Source organism: Oceanicaulis sp. MMSF_3324, from assembly GCF_030733545.1.
Classification (GTDB): domain Bacteria; phylum Pseudomonadota; class Alphaproteobacteria; order Caulobacterales; family Maricaulaceae; genus Oceanicaulis.
This window is the reverse complement of the sequence record NZ_JASHIU010000008.1, coordinates 48420-64473: the sequence shown is the minus strand read 5'-3', so window position 1 is coordinate 64473 and position 16054 is coordinate 48420. Positions and strand designations below refer to the sequence as shown.

15 protein-coding genes are annotated in these 16054 nt (G+C 62.9%); 8 read left to right on the top strand and 7 right to left on the bottom strand.

Features of this window, described 5'->3' with window-relative positions:
• Positions 1 to 67 precede the first annotated feature (67 nt).
• Positions 68 to 2596, bottom strand: a complete 2529-nt coding sequence (locus RBA95_RS09325) for a penicillin-binding protein 1A (protein ID WP_306016572.1) — start codon at positions 2594 to 2596, stop codon at positions 68 to 70.
• Positions 2597 to 2714: 118 nt separating this feature from the next.
• A complete protein-coding gene (locus RBA95_RS09320) occupies positions 2715 to 3938 on the bottom strand; it encodes an N-acetylmuramoyl-L-alanine amidase (RefSeq protein WP_306016571.1) in 1224 nt (407 codons plus the stop codon).
• Between the two features lie 523 nt (positions 3939 to 4461).
• Between RBA95_RS09320 and RBA95_RS09315 the strand changes: the two genes are divergently transcribed.
• The 4 genes from RBA95_RS09315 to RBA95_RS09300 all read left to right on the top strand — a co-directional run bounded on the left by RBA95_RS09315 (position 4462) and on the right by RBA95_RS09300 (position 10509).
• Entirely contained in the window at positions 4462 to 7146 is a 2685-nt protein-coding gene (locus RBA95_RS09315; RefSeq protein WP_306016570.1) for a ribonuclease E/G, read from the top strand.
• Between the two features lie 125 nt (positions 7147 to 7271).
• On the top strand, positions 7272 to 8696 hold the full coding sequence (locus RBA95_RS09310; protein ID WP_306016569.1) for a M48 family metalloprotease: 1425 nt from the start codon (positions 7272 to 7274) through the stop codon (positions 8694 to 8696).
• 79 nt (positions 8697 to 8775) lie between these two features.
• Entirely contained in the window at positions 8776 to 9504 is a 729-nt protein-coding gene (locus RBA95_RS09305; protein WP_306016568.1) for a DsbA family protein, read from the top strand.
• 93 nt (positions 9505 to 9597) lie between these two features.
• Positions 9598 to 10509, top strand: coding sequence for a hypothetical protein (locus RBA95_RS09300; RefSeq protein WP_306016567.1), 912 nt, complete (start codon positions 9598 to 9600; stop codon positions 10507 to 10509).
• 8 nt (positions 10510 to 10517) lie between these two features.
• Here RBA95_RS09300 and RBA95_RS09295 read toward each other — a convergent pair whose 3' ends face one another.
• Together RBA95_RS09295 and thiS are read right to left on the bottom strand one after the other, a co-directional pair.
• Entirely contained in the window at positions 10518 to 11306 is a 789-nt protein-coding gene (locus RBA95_RS09295; protein WP_306016566.1) for a thiazole synthase, read from the bottom strand.
• Between the two features lie 3 nt (positions 11307 to 11309).
• Positions 11310 to 11519 carry a sulfur carrier protein ThiS gene (gene thiS / locus RBA95_RS09290; protein WP_306016565.1) on the bottom strand — a complete coding sequence of 70 codons (210 nt, stop codon included), beginning with the start codon at positions 11517 to 11519 and terminating at the stop codon, positions 11310 to 11312.
• 120 nt (positions 11520 to 11639) lie between these two features.
• Here thiS and aroQ point away from each other — a divergent pair, with 120 nt between their 5' ends.
• Genes aroQ through aat form a run of 4 tightly spaced genes read left to right on the top strand, consistent with a single transcriptional unit; the run spans position 11640 to position 14640 of the window.
• The gene (gene aroQ, locus RBA95_RS09285; protein WP_371933601.1) at positions 11640 to 12086 is read left to right on the top strand and encodes a type II 3-dehydroquinate dehydratase; all 447 of its coding nucleotides are present in this window, start codon (positions 11640 to 11642) and stop codon (positions 12084 to 12086) included.
• Positions 12087 to 12109: 23 nt separating this feature from the next.
• Complete coding sequence (gene accB / locus RBA95_RS09280) at positions 12110 to 12613, top strand: acetyl-CoA carboxylase biotin carboxyl carrier protein (protein ID WP_306016563.1); 504 nt, start codon at positions 12110 to 12112, stop codon at positions 12611 to 12613.
• Between the two features lie 10 nt (positions 12614 to 12623).
• Positions 12624 to 13973, top strand: coding sequence for an acetyl-CoA carboxylase biotin carboxylase subunit (accC, locus tag RBA95_RS09275; RefSeq protein ID WP_306016562.1), 1350 nt, complete (start codon positions 12624 to 12626; stop codon positions 13971 to 13973).
• A 16-nt stretch (positions 13974 to 13989) separates the two neighbouring features.
• Complete coding sequence (aat, locus tag RBA95_RS09270) at positions 13990 to 14640, top strand: leucyl/phenylalanyl-tRNA--protein transferase (RefSeq protein ID WP_306016561.1); 651 nt, start codon at positions 13990 to 13992, stop codon at positions 14638 to 14640.
• Here aat and RBA95_RS09265 read toward each other — a convergent pair.
• The 3 genes from RBA95_RS09265 to RBA95_RS09255 are packed head-to-tail and all read right to left on the bottom strand — an operon-like array spanning position 14607 to position 16026.
• A complete protein-coding gene (locus tag RBA95_RS09265) occupies positions 14607 to 15086 on the bottom strand; it encodes a DUF2155 domain-containing protein (protein ID WP_306016560.1) in 480 nt (159 codons plus the stop codon). The two genes, aat and RBA95_RS09265, sit on opposite strands and share 34 nt — an antisense overlap.
• A 48-nt stretch (positions 15087 to 15134) precedes the next feature.
• Positions 15135 to 15608, bottom strand: coding sequence for an outer membrane lipid asymmetry maintenance protein MlaD (gene mlaD, locus RBA95_RS09260; protein ID WP_306016559.1), 474 nt, complete (start codon positions 15606 to 15608; stop codon positions 15135 to 15137).
• 4 nt (positions 15609 to 15612) lie between these two features.
• Complete coding sequence (locus tag RBA95_RS09255; protein ID WP_306016558.1) at positions 15613 to 16026, bottom strand: NADH:ubiquinone oxidoreductase subunit NDUFA12; 414 nt, start codon at positions 16024 to 16026, stop codon at positions 15613 to 15615.
• Positions 16027 to 16054: the final 28 nt, after the last annotated feature.

Here is a 16054-nt window from a genome sequence, read left to right as displayed (position 1 = left end):
CGATAAACGAGGCGCAGCCCCTGGACAAGAGACTGCGCCTGTTTGTGAGAAGCGTAAGCTGGTCGCGCTAGTAAAGACCGCCCAAAGCGTCTTCTTCCTCTTCATCCTCAGGCGCATCGGACTGGGACTCATCGGAAAAGTTCACGCCCAGCGCATTGGCGCCAAAGCTCAGGGTTTCTTCCGCTGCGCTCTGGCCGCGTTGCGGCTCGGTGCCCGGCTTGAAGGCTTCCAGAATGACGCCGGGGCGACCAATCACGCCCGGCTCGCCGGTTTCGCGATCAATCGGGGCGAGGTTCACACCATCAGGGACCCGGAAGGGCGCGGAGGAATAGGTCTCAAGCGCCGTCCCCAGGAATTGTGCGGCGACCGGCGCCGCCACACGGCCGCCCGCCTCGCCCGAACCCAGCGGACGGGGCGTGTCAAAGCCCACATAGACGCCCACGACCAGGTCGGGGCTGAAGCCCACGAACCAGGCATCGTGGAAGTCATTAGTGGTGCCAGTCTTGCCGCCCAGCGGACGGCCCAGCGAGCGCAGTGCGGTGGCAGTGCCCCGCTCCACGGCGCCTTCGAGCATATGCACGATCTGGTAGGAGGTCACAGGGTCGATGACCTGCTCACCCAGTTCAGGCAGGCGTGGTTCGTGCAGGGAAGGATCATATCCTTCGGGCACGTCGCAGCCGACGCATTCACGTTCGTCGTGGATGTAGATGGTATCACCCGAACGGTCCTGAACCCGGTCGATCAGCGCCGGTTCGATCAGGCGTCCGCCATTGACCAGGGCGCCGTAGGCGCCGATGAGCCGCATCAGCGTGGTCTCCCCCGCCCCCAGCGACATGGCCAGGGTGGGCTGGAGGTCGTCATAAATGCCGGTGCGTTCGCCCATATCCACGATCGGCGCCATGCCCATGTCCTGCGCCAGGCGCACGGTCATGACGTTCCGGGACAGCTCAAGACCCCGACGCAGAGTCGAGGGACCATAGAACACTTCGGAATAGTTCTGCGGACGATAGAATCGCATTTCCGCATCACCGGACGCCACAAAGGGCGCGTCCAGAATAATGGAGACCGGCGTGTATTCGTTTTCCAAGGCCGCGGCATAGACAAACGGCTTGAAGGACGAGCCGGGCTGGCGGCGGGCCTGAACGGCGCGATTGAATTGGCTGTGCTGGAAGGAATAGCCGCCCACCATGGACAGCACCCGGCCCGTGAACGGGTCGATGGCGACGATCCCGCCATTGACCGCCGGCATCTGGCGCAGGCCGTAATGGTCGTCTTCCACGGTTTCATCCGGCGCGTCTTCGGCCACCAGATCCTCGACGATGACCACATCGCCCAGCTCGAACACGTCAGACGGCTGTCGAATGGCGCTGCCGGTCCGAGGGAAGCCGTCCTCGTCCCGCCGCGGCTCGCGCGCCCAGGCCAGCGCGTAAAGCGGAATGCGACCACGGCTGCGATCGGCAAAGCCGATCAAGGCGTCCGTATCGGTCAGCTCAAGCACGACGGCGAGCCGCCAGCCTGAATCCATATCGGCAGGCGGTTCGATCTCGGACAGCTGTTCGGGCCAGGCGTCAAAGGATTCAAGCGTCGTCACCGGGCCGCGATAGCCATGGCGCCGGTCATAGGCTTCAAGACCATCGCGAAGCGCGCGGCGCGCAGCCAGCTGCATGCGGGTATCCAGCGTGGTGCGGATCGACAGCCCGCCTTCGTAAAGCTGATCCTGGCCATAGCGGTTGAAGACCTCGCGGCGAACCTGCTCCACGAAATACTCGGCCGCCAGATACTCATCCCCGTCGAGGCGCTCAGCGGTTTCCAGCGGCATCTCCATCGCCGCCTCGCCCGCTTCGCGGGTGATCACGCCATTGGCGATCATGCGCGAAAGCACCCAGTTGCGGCGTCCGATCGCGGCTTCGGTATTGCGGGTGGGATGGTAATTGCTGGGCCCCTTGGGCAAAGCGGCGAGATAGGCGGCCTCGTGCAATTCCAGCTCGTCGAGGGATTTGTCGAAATAGTTCAGCGCTGCTGCAGCGATTCCGTAAGCGCGATTACCCAGGTAGATCTCGTTGAGATACAGCTCGAGGATCTGATCCTTGGTGAAAGCGCGCTCCATCCGGCGCGCAATGACGATCTCGCGAATCTTGCGATCAATGCGCTGGTCGGAACTGAACAGGAAGTTCTTCGCCACCTGTTGGGTGATGGTTGAGCCCGACTGCAACGCCGCATTGGGATTGCGCATGCGCGCCAGGATGGAGCGGATACCGCCCCGGACCATGCCCAGGTAATCCACGCCGCCATGGCTGTAGAAATTCTTGTCCTCGGCGGACAGATAGGCGTCGATGACCAGCGGCGGAATATTCTCGATCGGCACGAAGACGCGGTGCTCGATGGCGTATTCCTGGATCAGGCGGCCATCGCCGGCATGCACGCGGCTCATGATAGGCGGCTCATATTCCGCCAGCTGTTGATAGTCCGGCAGGTCTTCGGTCACCCGAACGACGTAGACGGCGCCGGCGATAACCGCGATCACGCCCAGAACCACCGCCGCACTGGCGCCCCAGATCAGGGCGCGCAACGCGTTTTTCCAACTCAACAGCTTCATCTTGCCCTCATAGACGGCGCGCAAGGCCTGCCCGCCCCGCCTTATTACGCCCGTAGATGGCGTCATTATGACGTGAGTTGGCCGTCAACCCAATCAGAGATGCAGATGAGAGGCCCGATCAGCGGGTGCTGGACGCCGATGCCGCGTTCTGGGCGATGTAACGCTCGCTCTCAGCGCCCTGGCAATGGGCGAAATGCGCATCAATCGCCGCCGCCGCCGATTGCATCAACCGGCGCCGATCCGTGGCGCTGTTCAAACGACGCGCATCGGTCCGGTTGGTCAAAAAGCCCATTTCGAACAGAACCGCTGGCACTTCGGCGTCAATCAGCACGGCGAAGTTGGCGCGCATCGGCGTATCACGGAACAACGGATTCACCCGCCCCACTTCGGTACGCAGGGCATCGGCGAAGCGTTCGGACTGGCTTTCCTTGTTGGTCAGCGACATTTCCACAAGGATGCGCGACACTTCTTCCGGACGGTTGGAATCCACCCAGTCGCCCTGGCTGATGGCGCGCGAACGCGCCCGGTCCACGGCCCGGTGATTCATGGAATACACGGTCGCCCCCTCAGGCGTGGTGGACGTCCCTGCGGAATCCGCATGCAGCGAGATGAAGAGGTCGGCCTCGGCCTGACGGGCGATCTCCACACGGTCATACAGATCCACATACACATCGCGGTCACGTGTCATGATCACTTCATAACGCCCGGTCGCGTTCAGGATGTCGCGCAGTACGAGGCCAGCGGCCAGGTTCACATCCGCCTCGTCACCGCCGCCAAAGCGCGCCAGCGCGCCCGGGTCCCGGCCGCCATGACCAGGATCGATTACCACGCGCACCGCTTCACAGGCAGGCGGCGCAGCGGACACGACCGCATTCTCGACGAGAAACTGCGCCATGTTCGTCGACTCGGCGGGGAAGCCCGAAACCTGCTGGAACGTAGAGGAGCCCACCGGCACCAGGTCGACCACCGTGCGATAGCCGCCCCCGTCCGGGTCCAGCGAGAAATGGTGATCCACCGTGGAGGGTTCGTTCAACGCGAACACCAGACGCGGCGCGCCCGCCTGACCGTCAAACTGGAAGCGCCCCACAAGGCCATCCCCTTCGCCCTGGCGATTCGGCAGTTCGCGCACGTCCCAGCCTGCCTGGTCAAAGGAAACAACAAGGCGGGAAACGGGTTCGGCCAGGGTGAAGGCGCGGGAATCAAGCGGTGTTTCGCTTTCGATGACGATCCGGGTGTGCGTTTCGTAGGCGCCAAACCGGACTTTCGTAATATCGGATGCGAACGCCGTGCCGGTTGCCACCGTCAGCGCGCACGCGACCAGACTCGCCATCAATCGCAACATGACCACCACCATCCCGAGGTCCCAAGCGGGTTCTGCGTCATTGTGAGGCGCGCAAAACTCCATTCAGCGACAAGGTAAAACGACACGCCTTGAGATTCGGTTAGCGAGTCCTTTACGAGACTCTAACACGGCGAAGCTCGCTTTTCATTGGCGACATTATCGTGCAATGTGACTATGTTCGATAGTCAGGTTCGGACGCGTCCGCGCGCCGCCTGCCTCGAACGCCCTTGAAGATCCGCGCTTCGGCGCAAATCTTCAGAGCCAACAGATTTTTGGACGACGCGGGAGGGCCGAAAGCCCGCCGCCGGCGCCACAAGCCAGAACAACTGGCGCACGGGTGACCGTTCGAATCAGAACCGCCCCTGCCCGGTTAAGGACAGAACCATGATGCGCGCTCCCGCCGCGAGATCATCTTTTCTAAGAACAGATCGCCGCCGAGCGCGTTCCATCCACAATCGCTGCATGTCTGACGCCGCCTCCCTGGAGAGCGCGGCGGTCGACGTGCGGTATGGAGCGTTTTTTTATGTCACGCAAAATGCTGATCGACGCCGCCCACCCGGAAGAGACCCGGGTGGTGATTGTCGACAACAATCGGGTTGAGGAATTCGACTTCGAATCCGCCTCGAAGAAACCCATTCGGGGCAACATCTATCTCGCCAAGGTCACCCGCGTAGAGCCTTCGCTTCAGGCGGCCTTCGTCGAGTATGGCGGCAACAAGCACGGCTTCCTCGCCTTCAACGAGATCCATCCCGATTACTACCAGATCCCGCATGAGGATCGCGCCGCCCTGCGCGAGGCTGAAGCCGAAGCCACGGCCGACCTCAATGACGAGGCTGCTCCCGAGGACGAAAACGAGGACGCGCCCGCGCCCGACGAGGACGATCTGATTGACGAAGCGGCGCGGCGTCGTCGCTCCTTCCTGCGCAAGTACAAGATCCAGGAAGTCATCAAGCGCCGTCAGGTGCTGCTGGTGCAGGTCGCCAAGGAAGAGCGCGGCAACAAGGGCGCCGCCCTGACCACCTATCTGTCGCTGGCCGGCCGGTATTGCGTGCTGATGCCCAACACTGCGCGCGGCGGCGGCATTTCGCGCAAGATCACCAATGCGTCAGACCGCAAGCGCCTGAAATCGGCCGTGTCTGAGCTGTCTGTGCCTCAGGGCATGGGCCTGATCATCCGTACGGCGGGCGCAGCACGGACCAAGGTCGAGATCAAGCGCGATTATGATTATCTAATCCGGCTTTGGGAGACCATTCGCACCACAACGCTGGAATCGAGCGCGCCCAAGCTGATCTATGAGGAAGGCAATCTCGTCAAACGCGTGATCCGCGACCTCTATGACAAGGAAATCGACGAGGTGCTGGTCGACGGCGAGGATGCCTACAAGGAGGCCAAGGCCTTCATGCGCATGCTCATGCCCAGCCACGCCAAGAAGGTCCAGAATTACCGCGACGCCACCCCGCTCTTCCTGCGTCATCAGGTGGAAAGCCAGCTTGAGGCGATCCATTCGCCCATCGCACAGCTGAAATCGGGCGGCTATATCGTCATCAACCCGACCGAAGCGTTGGTTTCCATCGACGTGAACTCGGGCAAGGCGACCAAGGAACGCAATATCGAGCAGACCGCGCTCAAGACCAATATGGAGGCGGCTGAGGAAGCGGCGCGCCAGATGCGTCTTCGCGACCTCGCCGGTCTGCTGGTCATCGACTTCATCGACATGGACGAGAACAAGAATGTTCGCGCCGTCGAGAAGAAGATGAAGGACTCCCTCAAGCGCGACCGCGCCCGCCTGCAGGTGGGTCGCATCTCACAGTTCGGCCTGATGGAGATGAGCCGTCAGCGCCGCCGCACCTCGCTTGTGGAAGGGTCAACCGACACCTGCCCGCATTGCCGTGGTTCGGGCTATATCCGCTCGATTGAATCGAGTGCTCTCGTGGCCCTGCGGGCGCTCGAGGAAGAAGGCGTGCGCGGTCGCACCGCCAAGGCGCGCCTGCGCTGCTCGCCCGAAGTGGCGCTCTATATTCTCAATGAGAAGCGCGATCACTTGACCGCTATCGAGGCGCGGTACGAGATCAGCGTCACGGTGACCGCCGATGACAGCCTGATCCGTCCTGATTGCCAGCTCGAGCGCCTGGAGAGTCGTCGCGAAGCCGCACGGGCTGTGGCCGAAGCGGCGCGCGCCGAGACGCCGCTCACCAGTGCGGACGCCGTCGAAGTGGACGCCATCGCGGAAGCGGACACGCAAGAGGACAGCGACGAGGCGAGCGAACGCGAGTCTCGCCCGTCTCGCACGGCCTCTGAGGAGACCAATGAAGACGGCTCCAAGAAGCGTCGGCGTCGTGGACGTCGCGGCGGCCGAAACCGTCGCAAGCGCAATGAGGAGGCCGGCTCGCAGGATGACGCCCAGGCCGTTCTGGACAATACGCAAGATGAATCCCGCGACGAAACCGCCTCAACCGAAGACAAGGACGAGGTCGCCGGCCTGCAAGTGATTGAGCCGTCAGAATCAGATCCGATCGGCGCCAGCGAGACCGAAGAGGACGCCGCGCCCCGTCGCAAGCGTCCCAGCCGCCGCCGCCGCAAGGCGACAGACCGGATCGAAACGGCCAATGAAGACGCCGCTTCGACCGATGAGGCGCCATCTGCCGAGGCTGATGCAGCCCCTGCCACAGAGGCGTCCTCGTCAGCCGTTGAGGAAGCGCCAGCCAAGCCCAAACGCCGTACCCGCCGGAAGAAAGTGACGGAAGAGGCCGAGGCGCAGACCGAAGCCCAGGGTGATGACACCGCCGCTGAAGCCAGTACGGAAGATGAGCCTCCCGCAAAGCCCAAGCGTCGGACCCGTCGCAAAAAGGCCGAGCCGGCTGCGGATACCGGCGCCGAGACGGAACCGTCCAAGGCTGACTCCGAGAACGCCGAAACGGAAAAACCCAAGCGGCGCACCCGCCGCAAGAAGGCCGAGCCGGACAATACAGACGCAGTTGCGCGTGAAGCCATGGAGCAGTCCGGCACGCCAGCCGATTCAGGTGGAAACGATGCTCAGCCTGCGCCTGTCGCAGCCCCAACGCCCTCTGATAAGCCTCAATCTGAAGCCTCTGATGCATCGGACGAAGCCGCGGCAGAGAGCGACTCAGGCAATGACGGCAATGAAGAGGCCCGCCCCGCCAAACGCGGCTGGTGGCAGAAATCCTCCAAGTTCCTGGGACTGGGCTAGATCAACGAGCGGCGCCGGATGTCACACTTCCGGCGCCGTTCTCACCTTCTCTGGCGTCTACACGGTCAACGCGATAGGCTCATCGCCTCAGGCTGGGTCGACTGACACTGAAGAAGGCGTTCTGAATGCTCAAATCCATGCGGAGCGGCATTGTCCATCTGGCAGCAGCAGCAGGGCTGGCGTTCGCCAGCCTCTCCGGTGCGCACGCTCAGGGCTTGATCCGGGATACTGAAACCGAGCGCGCCATGCGCGAATACACCGACCCGCTGCTGGAAGCGGCCGGCCTCGATGTCGATGCCGTGGATTTCTATCTGGTCGGCGACATGGAATTTAACGCTTTTGTTGCGGGCGGTCAGAATATCTTCCTCAATACCGGCACGATTATCCGCGCCGAGACGCCCAACGAAATCAAGGGCGTTATTGCCCACGAAATCGGACACATCGAAGGCGCCCACATCATTCGCCGCGGCGAAGCCAGCCGGGCTGGGCTCGCCACCATGGCCGCCTCCTTGGGGGTCGGCCTAATCGCCGCCCTGGCCGGGGCTCCGGACGCTGGCGCTGCCATCATCGCCTCAGCACCGCAATTCGGTCAGCTGAACATGCTTACCTATACGCGTGCTCAAGAGGCCTCGGCTGACCAAGCGGCTGTCCGCTTTCTCACTGAAACCGAGCAGTCTGGCCGAGGCCTTGTCGCGACCTTCGAACGGCTGGCCTATCAAGAGCGCATTTCCTTCCAGCGCCGGTGGGAATACTTCCGGTCTCACCCGCTATCGGCAGACCGGGTCGCCGCCCTGCGTCGAAACGTGGAGGCTTCGCCCTATTCCGATGTCACTGACAGCGCCGAGGAACTGGCCGAACTCGATCGGCTGAAGGCGAAGATCATCGGCTTCATGGCGCCGCCCGCGCAAACCTTTTCGCGCTACCCTGAAACCGATACCTCCATTCCGGCGCGCTATGCCCGCGCCGTGGCGTATTACAAGCAGGGCCTGACCGATAACGCCGAACAGGCTGTCAATGAGTTGCTCGAACTGGAGCCGGAGAACCCATACTTCTTCGAGCTCAAGGGCCAGATGCTCTATGAAAGCGGGTTCATCGAGCGCTCGATCGAACCTTATCGCCGCGCCGTCGAGATCATGCCCGATGCGCCGCTCCTGCGGATTGGCTATGCCTCTGCATTGGTCGCGACCAATGATGACGCCAATGCGCGCGAAGCTCTGAGCCAACTCAGAATCGCGCTTGTGAGCGAACCTCAAAATCCATTCGCCTGGTTCCAGCGCTCGCTGGCGCACCAGCAATTGGGAGAGACGGCGGAGGCTGAACTCGCGACGGCAGAACGTGCATACGCCGTTGGCGACGAGATGCAGGCTCACATTTTCGCCACGCGCGCGCAGGAAGAGCTCGAACGCGGCACCGAAGCCTGGGTGCGTGCGACTGAAATCCTCGCCGTGACCCGACCCGACACCCGTGAAATGCGCGAGTGGAATCGGCGCGAGCGAGACCGGCGTCCCAATTTCCAGACCCTGGACCGGCACACGCTGTTACAGCCTTAAACGGGCTTGTGATTGTGCCCGCGGTTGCAAACGCGCTAAAGGCGGGGCGACCAAGACCTGATATCTGACTGGAGCTTTCATGCGCACCTTGCTGCTCGCCCTTGCTTTCACTCTGGGCATGACCGCCTGCGCGCCGGCGCAAGAACCGGCCAATCGCGAAGAGATCGAACAGATTGTCCGTGAGTACATTCTGCAAAATCCCGAAATCATCGAGGAAGCGCTGATCGAGCTGCAGCGCCGGGCTCGTCAGCGTGAACAGGACGCCCTTTTGGGCGCTGTGACTTCCAGCGAGGACCAGCTCTTCGGGGACTCACGTGATCCGCAAGTCGGCGCTGAGGATCCAGTGATCACCGTCATCGAGTTCTTTGACTATCGCTGCCCGTATTGCACCGTCTCCAATGAATGGATCCAGTCCACCCTGGAAGACCATGGCGACCAGGTCCGCTTCATCTACAAGGAATTTCCGATCCGTGGCGAGCAATCGACCAACGCCGCGCGCGCGTCTCTCGCCGTCTGGCGCATTGCGCCGGACAGCTATGAGGCGTTTCACAACGCCCTCATGAACGCCAGCGGCCCCCTGCCCGATGACCGGATCGACGCCTTTGCCGTCACCGCCGGGGTGGATGTGGACGCCATGCGCGCGGAAATGGAGTCCGAAGAGATCACCCGTCAGCTCGCCGATGTTCGCCAGCTGGCCCAGTCCATCGGCATTACCGGCACGCCCTTCTTCATTGTCGGCGACACGGTCATTCCCGGTGCGGACATTGAGGGGCTGGAGCGCGCCGTGAACGAAGCGCTCGCCAATTAATCACGATTGTCAGCGGCGCCGGGTCATTTCCCGGCGCCGTTTACAGCTTGTTTCCCGCTTGTGGTTAATCATCCCCGCGATCTGGAGGGGATGATGACGTCTTTCAAACTCGTACTGGCCGCCTGTGCGGCGCTTACCGTCACCGCTTGCGCCAGCCGTGACGCCATTTCGGCGCGGCAAGCGCCGCAACCGCTCATCACGCAAAGCGTGCGGGTGGATGCCGCCAGCCCCTTCTACCACCAGATGGCGCTTGGCCCGGTTACCGGGACATCTCAGTTCTCCTGGTTCCTGCCCGAACCCAATCGCACGATCCTGCGGCCCCGCTTTGAAGCCGCGCTGGAACAGGCCGGACTCGCCGCGCCGAACCGGGATCAGGCGCGCTATGTCATCTCAATGGATTTTGACCATGTGGACGGGCCTGATTTCGGCTCGCACATGGACGCGGCCCTGCTGGGCCGGGTCTGGATCACCGATCGCATGACCGGGCGCGTTGTGCTCGACGAGCCCGTCAGCGCGCACCGCGAAGCCTACTGGCCCGGCATTGATGAAGCCGATTGGGCCGATGGCGGCGTCTATAGCGTGCTGAACATCCTGCCCTTCTTCTTTGACAGTCCCTGGTTCAGCGTCGGCGCCCGCTGGGACACCACCTACCCGCCCTATTCCGGGCCGGAATGGCTGCCGCTCGTCCCTATTCGCATGCGCGAGACGGACAATGCGCTGATGGTGGGTCCGTCAGGACGCGCCTATGGCGCCCGGTCGGGCGCCGAGCGGGCCTGGCAGGTCAATGCGCTCGTCAGCGACGCCCTCGCCGCGGCCGTGATGCGCACCATGGCGCAACGGGAGATGATCGAGATCACCCACGTCCTGCCCTGCCTGGGCGGCACAGCGATGCGCGAATATGAGCATCGCCTCCTGATGCGAGGCGAACGGGTCTCGCGTCCTGTCTGTTCAGAAGTCGTGGATGACCTGCCGGTCGGAGCGGAAGCGCTAAGACGCTCCCGCTAGGCTTTGACCTAAATCAGCCCCGCCAGCGGGCTCGACGGATCGGCATAGCGCTTCTTGGGCATGCGTCCCGCCAGATACGCCTCACGTCCGCCAATGACGGCGTGCTTCATGGCCTTGGCCATGCGCACCGGGTCCTTGGCCTCGGCGATGGCGGTGTTCATCAGGATGCCGTCACAACCGAGCTCCATGCCCACAGCGGCGTCTGACGCCGTGCCGACACCCGCATCCACGATCACCGGCACCTTCGCCTCCTCGATGATGAGGCGGATATTGACCGGATTCTGGATGCCGAGCCCCGAGCCGATCGGCGCCCCAAGCGGCATGATCGCGCAGGCGCCCGCCTCTTCCAGCCGCTTGGCGTAAACCGGATCGTCCGAGCAATAGACCATGACCTCAAAGCCCTCCTTGACCAGCATCTCGCAGGCCCGAAGGGTTTCGGCCATATCCGGATAGAGGTGCTTGGGATCTGACAGCACTTCAAGCTTCACCAGATCCCAGCCGCCCGCTTCGCGCGCCAGGCGCAGGGTGCGCACCGCGTCCTCGCCGGTAAAGCAGCCCGCCGTATTGGGCAGGAAGGTGTATTGCTTGGGATCGATGAAATCGACAAGCCGCGGCTGGCTGGGGTCTGAGAGATTTACCCGACGCACCGCGACGGTGATCATCTCAGCGCCCGAGGCTTCAAGCGCGCGCGCATTCTGCTCATAGGTTTCATACTTGCCCGTGCCGATGATCAGGCGCGAGTTGAAGCTGCGTCCCGCCACGACCAGCGGGGCGTCGTCCTGGGTCTGAGCGGTCATGGCTCACCCTCCTCCGACAAAATGCACGATTTCGAGCCGGTCGCCCGCTTCGATGCGAATCGAATCATAGCCGTCGCGCGGCGCAATCTCGAGATTACGCTCCACGGCGACCTTGCGGGGGTCCAGCTCCAAATGCTCCAGCAACCCTTTCAGGGTCAGGCTGGACGGGATCTGGCGGGTTTCCCCGTTCAACTCGACATCAATCTCGGTCATGACCTGCGTCCCACGCACGGGTTTGCTTGTTCACACTCTCATCAGGTCGTAGAACCGAGGCTGGCAGTCAAGGCGCGCGGGCGCCCTTCAGCCGGACCGGAGTGAGCAAACGTGTCGACCCTGAAACCCGTTTTTGTGCTGAACGGCCCCAATCTCAACCTTCTTGGGACCCGCGAGCCTGAAATATACGGCACGACCACCCTCAAGGATATCGAGGCCTTGTGCCGGCAAACCGCTGAGTCGCTCGGCGCTTCCATCGTCTTCGAGCAGACCAATCATGAGGGCGAGCTGGTCGAGCTCATCCACACCGCCGGCGCCAAGGGCTCGGCGATCGTGATCAATCCCGCCGCCTACACGCACACATCGATTGCGCTGCTTGACGCAATCAAAGGGGTAGACGTGCCTGCAATAGAGGTGCATCTGTCCCAGCCTGTTGCGCGAGAGGCCTTTCGTGCGGTCTCTTATGTGTCACTTGCCGCCGCTGGCACGATCAGCGGTTTAGGCGCGCGCGGCTATGAGCTGGGGATGAGAGCCGCTGTGCAACTGGCGCAGGCGCGTGCTAAATAATGACTAGAAAGGGTAGTAAACCTATGGCGTCCACCACGTCGAACCCGCAGGTCGATTCCAAGCTCGTGCGCGAGCTGGCCGATATTCTCAACGACACCGAACTCACCGAGATCGAGGTCGAAAAGGGCGAACTGCGTATCCGCGTTGCGCGCGAAGTCACCGCTGCGCCCGCCATTTACGCCAGCCAGCCCATGAGCGCGCCGGCTGCTGCGCCCGCACCGGCTCCGGCTCCGGCGCCCGCGTCCGCCCCTGAAACCCCGGCCTCGAGCGGCGCCGCTGACGCCAAGAGCCATCCCGGCGCCGTGACCTCGCCCATGGTCGGCACGGTGTATCTGCGCCCCTCCCCGGAGGCGGAGCAGTTCAAGAAGGTCGGCGACAGCGTGAAGGAAGGCGAGACCATCTTGCTGGTCGAGGCCATGAAGACCTTCAACCCGATCACCGCAACCAAATCGGGCACTCTGACCGAGCTGCTGGTGGATGACGCCCAGCCGGTCGAATACGGCGAAGCCCTGTTCATCATCAGCTAGGCGGTCGCTCATGTTTGATAAAGTCCTTATCGCCAATCGCGGCGAGATCGCCTTGCGGGTCCACCGGGCCTGCAAGGAAATGGGCATCAAGACCGTCGCCGTGCACTCCGAAGCCGACGCCAACGCCATGCATGTGAAGCTGGCCGATGAAAGCGTCTGCATTGGTCCGCCGCCTGCCGGTCGTTCCTATCTCAACGTGCCCGCCATCATGGCCGCCGCCGAAATCACCGGCGCCCAGGCGATCCATCCCGGCTATGGCTTTCTGTCCGAGAACGCCCGCTTCGCCGAAATCGTGGAAGCGCATGGCCTGACCTTCATCGGCCCGACCGCGGACACCATCCGCCTGATGGGCGACAAGATCACCGCCAAGCAGGCCGCCATGGACGCCGGCATTCCGGTCGTGCCCGGCTCGGACGGCGCCATTACCGACATGAACGAGGCCCGCAAGGTCGCGCTCGACATCGGCTTCCCGGTGCTGATCAAGGCCGCCTCCGGCGGCGGCGGTCGCGGCATGAAGGTGGCTGAAAGCGAAGACAAGCTCGAAAGCGCGCTGCAGACGGCCTCATCCGAAGCCCAGGCGGCGTTTGGCGACGGCGCTGTGTATATCGAGAAATATCTCGGTCAGCCGCGCCATATCGAGATCCAGGTGCTCGCTGACCAGCATGGCAATGTCGTCCATCTGGGCGAACGCGATTGCTCGCTGCAGCGTCGCCACCAGAAGGTGCTCGAGGAAGCGCCGTCGGTGGCGCTCGACAGTGAAGCCCGCGCCAAGATCGGCAAGGTCGTGACCGACGCCGTAAAAGCCATCGGCTATCGCGGCGCCGGCACGGTCGAGTTCCTGTATGAGAACGGCGAGTTCTATTTCATCGAAATGAACACCCGTCTCCAGGTGGAGCACCCGGTCACCGAAGCGATCACCCGCATCGACCTGGTGCGCGAGCAGATCCGCGTCGCCGCGGGCCACAAGCTCGACATCACCCAGGACGACATCAAGTTCGAGGGCTGGTCCATCGAATGCCGCATCAATGCGGAGAACCCGGAAACCTTCTCGCCCTCACCGGGCACGGTGACCGAGTTCCATGCGCCTGGCGGCCTGGGCGTCAGGCTCGATAGCGCGCTGTATTCGGGCTATCGCATACCGCCCTATTACGACTCCATGATCGGCAAGCTAATCGTGCATGGCCGGGACCGTGAAGAGGCCCTGCTGCGCCTCAGACGCGCCCTGTCCGAAATGGTCGTGAGCGGGGTGGAGACCACCATTCCGCTGCATCTGGCGCTCCTGGACGAGCCCGCCTTCCTGAGCGGGGACTATCATATCCGCTGGCTGGAAAGCTGGCTGGCCGAGCGTCAGGGCTCATAGTCCGCGGAGACGAGTCATGCGCGGCTTCGGTGTTGAGGAATTGCTGGCATGTTATGCCCGCGGCGTTTTCCCGATGGCGGAGTCGCGCAGTGACACCCGTGTCTATCTGCTGGAACCCGATGAGCGCGGCGTGCTTCCGCTCGACAAGTTCCACATTCCCAAATCCCTGAAGAAGACCATCCGTCGCGACGCCTTCACCTTCACGGTGAACCGGTGCTTCGAGACTGTCGTGCGCAGCTGCGCTGCGCCGGCCCCCGGTCGGGAAGACAGCTGGATCAACGATCAGATCCTGATGCTGTACCTGGACATGCATGCCGAAGGCCATGCTCATTCCATCGAAGCCTGGAAAGAGGGCAAGCTGGCAGGCGGGCTCTATGGCGTTTCGCTGGGCGCGGCCTTTTTCGGGGAAAGCATGTTCTCGCGTGAAACCGACGCCTCCAAGGCGGCGCTGGTGGCCTTGATCGCCCGTTTGAAAACCGGCGGCTATCGCCTGCTCGATACCCAGTTTAACACAGAGCATCTCAAGCGGTTCGGAACCGAGACGATCGCCCAGTCGACCTATCGCAATTATCTGGATGCGGCGCTTGCCGAGCCGTCAGACTTCTTCGCCCTGCCTGAAGGGGTGAGCGGCGATCAGCTTCTGCAATCGATCACCCAGACGTCGTAGACGGGATGCTCCAGCGCGTTGAGCGCGGGGTTGGACGCAAACATCCAGCCCGAGAACATCAACTCGCCTTCAGCCTGAACGCCAAACCCGTCAGTCCGACGATCCTCGATCTCAAGAAACGCATAGACTTCCGGCGGCTCTTCCGGCGGACGCTTGCGGCAATACGGGACGGTGATCGACAGCGCGCCAAAGCGCACCTCTTCGCCCACAGGGGCCTCGAAATCGCGTGTGCGGGCCGTCACCTTGTCCAGACCGCGCAAAACCGCGATCGAGCCCGGCTCTGACGTCAGCTCAGGCGCCTCAGGGTCTTCCACCGGCTGGGGAGACTCTTGTTCAAGCGCCGGATCGTCAGAAGACGGGTCCTGCATGCCCTGGGCGAACAGCGGCGCCGCGCCGAACACAAGAAGGGCAGAGACGGCAGAGGTGAGAAGCAGCAATCGGGTCATGGTCATCACTCTGTCAGGCGTTTGGGGCGAGACCAAGGCGTTTCGGCCTCAAGACCCTTCGCTTTCCGACGATGAAGAGCCGCGATTCATCACCGCCTGACCGATCAGGTCGAACATGTCCACAGCGCCCTGCGTGTATGAGATTTCATCGCCCTCGGACAGCACATCCATATCGCCGCCCGGTTCGATCTCGACAAAAGACCCGCCGAGCAGCCCGGCCGTGGCGATCTTGGCCGTGGAATCGGTAGGAATTTCGATCGCGCCGCTCAATTCAAGCTCGGCTTCGGCGAAATAGGTTTCCTGATCCAGGCGAACCGCCGTGACCGTACCTACGGGCACGCCGGCGACACGGACATCCGCGCCGCGCGTGAGGTCACCGACCGAGGAGAAACGGGCGGTCAGCTTGTAACCGTCGGCGCCCGAGCCATCATCCACCTGCCCCTGGGCATAGAGGAAGAAAGCGCCTGCCGCGAGCAGGACGATCAGGCCGAGAACGGTCTCAAGAATGGCGCCGCCACGCATGGGCTTAATCCCCCGGGGTCCAGGCTTCGTAGTCTGCCGCTGTCGACTGGCGCTGACGGGCCGAACCGGCGGTCAGCGAACCCGTGGGACGATAGGCGTGCAGCGTGCCGGTCATGTTGGGCTGATGCTCCTGCTCCCAGTCCTTGCGGGGCAAGGGGGTGCTGGCCGGCGCTTCATCGAAGGTGTGGTGCATCCAGCCATGCCAGTCAGACGGCACGCGAGAGCCATCGGCATAGCCGTTATAGACGACCCAGCGGCGAACTTTTCCGTCCGCACCGGTGCCGCCCTTGCGTTCCTGGTAGTATTTGTTGCCGAACTCGTCTTCGCCGACGAGCTCTCCCGAGCGCCAGATCGTCCAGACAGCGCCCGCGGATGCGCCATTCCACCAGGTGAAAGCTTTTGACAGCAGGCCAAGCATGGCGTGCTCCTTCGAACTAATACTCGTG

Excerpts from the sequence above, each read along its gene's own strand:
- accB (WP_306016563.1), top strand. The coding sequence starts at position 12,110 with ATGGCGTCCACCACGTCGAACCCGCAGGTCGATTCCAAGCTCGTGCGC.
- RBA95_RS09295 (WP_306016566.1), bottom strand. The coding sequence starts at position 11,306 with ATGACCGCTCAGACCCAGGACGACGCCCCGCTGGTCGTGGCGGGACGC.
- aat (WP_306016561.1), top strand. The coding sequence starts at position 13,990 with ATGCGCGGCTTCGGTGTTGAGGAATTGCTGGCATGTTATGCCCGCGGC.
- RBA95_RS09320 (WP_306016571.1), bottom strand. The coding sequence starts at position 3,938 with ATGTTGCGATTGATGGCGAGTCTGGTCGCGTGCGCGCTGACGGTGGCA.
- RBA95_RS09310 (WP_306016569.1), top strand. The coding sequence starts at position 7,272 with ATGCTCAAATCCATGCGGAGCGGCATTGTCCATCTGGCAGCAGCAGCA.
- RBA95_RS09265 (WP_306016560.1), bottom strand. The coding sequence starts at position 15,086 with ATGACCCGATTGCTGCTTCTCACCTCTGCCGTCTCTGCCCTTCTTGTG.
- RBA95_RS09255 (WP_306016558.1), bottom strand. The coding sequence starts at position 16,026 with ATGCTTGGCCTGCTGTCAAAAGCTTTCACCTGGTGGAATGGCGCATCC.
- RBA95_RS09305 (WP_306016568.1), top strand. The coding sequence starts at position 8,776 with ATGCGCACCTTGCTGCTCGCCCTTGCTTTCACTCTGGGCATGACCGCC.
- accC (WP_306016562.1), top strand. The coding sequence starts at position 12,624 with ATGTTTGATAAAGTCCTTATCGCCAATCGCGGCGAGATCGCCTTGCGG.
- thiS (WP_306016565.1), bottom strand. The coding sequence starts at position 11,519 with ATGACCGAGATTGATGTCGAGTTGAACGGGGAAACCCGCCAGATCCCG.
- RBA95_RS09325 (WP_306016572.1), bottom strand. The coding sequence starts at position 2,596 with ATGAAGCTGTTGAGTTGGAAAAACGCGTTGCGCGCCCTGATCTGGGGC.
- RBA95_RS09300 (WP_306016567.1), top strand. The coding sequence starts at position 9,598 with ATGACGTCTTTCAAACTCGTACTGGCCGCCTGTGCGGCGCTTACCGTC.
- RBA95_RS09315 (WP_306016570.1), top strand. The coding sequence starts at position 4,462 with ATGTCACGCAAAATGCTGATCGACGCCGCCCACCCGGAAGAGACCCGG.
- mlaD (WP_306016559.1), bottom strand. The coding sequence starts at position 15,608 with ATGCGTGGCGGCGCCATTCTTGAGACCGTTCTCGGCCTGATCGTCCTG.